Source organism: Anaerotignum faecicola, assembly GCA_024460105.1.
In the GTDB taxonomy this organism is placed as follows: Bacteria; Bacillota; Clostridia; order Lachnospirales; family Anaerotignaceae; genus JANFXS01.
Map to the genome: position 1 here is coordinate 1 of JANFXS010000452.1, position 409 is coordinate 409.

At 46.7% G+C, this 409-nt stretch carries 1 protein-coding gene; it reads right to left on the reverse strand.

The window, feature by feature from the left end; genetic code table 11:
- Positions 1-43: 43 nt before the first annotated feature.
- On the reverse strand, positions 44-409 hold a 366-nt coding region (locus tag NE664_14830; protein ID MCQ4727910.1), incomplete at its 5' end, for an FAD-binding protein.

A 409-nucleotide genomic window follows, 5' to 3' on the forward strand; every position in this document is an offset into this window, starting at 1 on the left:
TTTTTTTATTATATAATTTAAAATTTTCTTTTCAACTGACAAATTATTCCCAGCCGGTTTTCACCCCATCATCCCATACTGATAAAATTCGTTTGGAAAATTTTTCTTTTTTCTCCGGGTAATCCCAGCGGTAATGCGAACCACGGCTTTCCTTTCGCAGCAGAACCGCTTTCATCAGGCACTCCGACAGATACAGAGCCGCCGTCAGGCGGCAGGACACATCAAGTCCCGCCACGTCATCCCCTTCTCTGAATTCCTTTGCTTCACGCCTGCAAAATACTTTCAGCCGTTCCAGCTTATTTAAGGCAAGTTCCGCCCGCGCGCCATTGCGAATCACCATGGCGCACTCGAAATTCATTTCCTGAATCTGCTTCAGACAGGTACCGGCATCCGGTATAACCGAAAGCGA